Annotated in this window: 2 protein-coding genes and 1 pseudogene; all 3 read right to left on the bottom strand. The window is 49.0% G+C overall.

The genetic code is table 11. The annotated features are described in order from the left end of the window. A pseudogene (locus KBY08_RS26210) lies at positions 1-842 on the bottom strand (type IV secretion protein Rhs); the annotation flags it as partial. Between the two features lie 111 nt (positions 843-953). After that, positions 954-1,373 carry an NTF2 fold immunity protein gene (locus KBY08_RS26205; protein WP_080267654.1) on the bottom strand — a complete coding sequence of 140 codons (420 nt, stop codon included), beginning with the start codon at positions 1,371-1,373 and terminating at the stop codon, positions 954-956. Positions 1,374-1,381: 8 nt separating this feature from the next. After that, positions 1,382-1,917 (bottom strand): RHS repeat-associated core domain-containing protein (locus KBY08_RS26200; protein ID WP_225651320.1); only part of this gene is annotated, 536 nt, incomplete at its 5' end.

Below are 1,917 nucleotides of genomic sequence, written 5' to 3'. Positions count from 1 at the left end.
TAGTCGATGGTCGGTCTTGCCCTTAATGTCGGACTGTTTGGCAACACGCCTACCCAGGCTGTCGTACTGATAGCTGCTGGTGCTTTCCACCTGACTGTTGGCCATGGTCTCGGTTTTGACCAGGCGGTTTTCGCTGTCGTAGGTGAAGGTTTGCCAACGCACGATGCCGACGATTTTCTCGACCAGGTTGCCCCACGCGTCGTATTTGTATTCGTGGTTGCTCCATTGCTTGAGGCGGTTGTCTTTGACGCGGTCGAAGCGGCTGGTGTTGAAGTTCAGGCGGTTGCCGGCAGCGTCGTAGCGGAATTCTTCGCCGTCGAAGCGTTTTTCGGGGTTGTGCTCAAGCAGGCGGCCGTTGGCTTCGTACTCGTAGGTGACTTCGCCACGCAGTTTGTCGAGGGTGCGGCTCAGTTCGCCGGCCGGGTCGTATTCGTAGCGGCGATGGAGCGGGTTGTAGGCGTGCTCGACATAGCGCTCTGGCTTTATGAGCGGGTTCTGGATCTGCGACAGTTTTTCCGCGGGTAGGGTGGTTGCGTACTGCCAGGTCTTGCGCCCCAGTGCGTCATAGCCGAAGCAACTGGTGAGTTTGCCCTGCGTGCGATAGATCTCGCGGTGCAGGTCGTCGCGCTCCATGTCGCTGATCAACTGGCCATCGAGATTCAGTTGATGCAGGTGACCACTGCCGTAATACAGGTGATTCAGGTGCTGACCGGTGGGAAGGGTCAGTGTAGTCAGGTTGCTGAGCGGATCGTAGTCGTAGGTCAGCGCGCCCTGGGGCGACGATTCCTGCGTCAGGCGGTCAGTTTCTCGGCAGTGATACCGAGTTTTCTACCGTCTCTGGGCTTAAGCTCCAGTGTAGTTGTTTTGTTTGATTTTTTAAGGAGCAGATTTTTAATATCCAGAATAATGACTATGTTTTCAATGCCAACAAATTGACAATGTTAGGACAAATTTTAAAGTGTCGATTCTTGCCATTTCCCACTGCGTAGAGTCTCCTTTTTTCTAATCATCCATCCTGATTGCGAATTGACTAAAGTGAATTTAAAAGACGCCTCAAGTCCAATAGATTGCTCAACTATAAAAGAAGCTGAATGCTCGCTTTCTTTGTCCATTTCGATTTGGTCTCTTATAGGGTCATACATTGTAGGCTCTCCACACGCCAAACCCTCTAATCGTGCCCAGCTTTTCGGTGACTTTATTGAGTGTTTTTGCAAAATTTCCTCAAGTCTTTTTTTATAGTATTCACTGCATGGCTTTGTATCAGTGCCTTTTTCTATTAGAGAAAATTTTTCGCGAAAAAAACTACTTTCCCATTCGTTCATGTCGCCTAGAAACTGTATTAGCACATCAAGGGGTTTAGATTTTTTTTCCATGGGTGCCTCTAATTATCAAATATATTAAATAGTACACGCTTGCCGTTTTGTGAAACATCGTACAATATTTGGTCTGGGCGTGTTGGAGACTTTCCATATACAAATTTTATATCGACGTTTACAGGGCCTTTTTTTAGTACATACTCAGCAACGTCCTTTTCGAAGTCTCTAAAAAGCCCTCTGTTAATTCCCGGAAGTTGAGGGAAGACACCATTTTTTCCTCCAGCTCCACCGAGTAGCTTAGCGATTATGTGACCAGCATCATCGTCCGGATTTCCAAGACTTCTCGCCCAACTCCGGGACGACGCGTTTGTCGCAGTTCCGCCTTTTTTGATGTCGGCCTTGGTAATCGTAGCCGTTGCTCGCAAAGGCTGTCCTGCGGTTCCTCGGGTAACACTCGCATTGACGCACCAGCCTAACGGATCAACCCACCCATAAGGATTAGGCGCATATTGATAGAGATTATCCCCACCACTCAACCCAATCGGATCCTGCGTAATAAACCGCCCAATCTCCGGATCGTAATACCGAAACGTGTTGTAGT

This window comes from Pseudomonas sp. P135, from assembly GCF_020312125.1.
Lineage (GTDB): Bacteria > Pseudomonadota > Gammaproteobacteria > Pseudomonadales > Pseudomonadaceae > Aquipseudomonas > Aquipseudomonas fragariae.
Note: the sequence above shows the minus strand (reverse complement) of the source record. Positions and strands in the feature narration are given on the sequence as shown.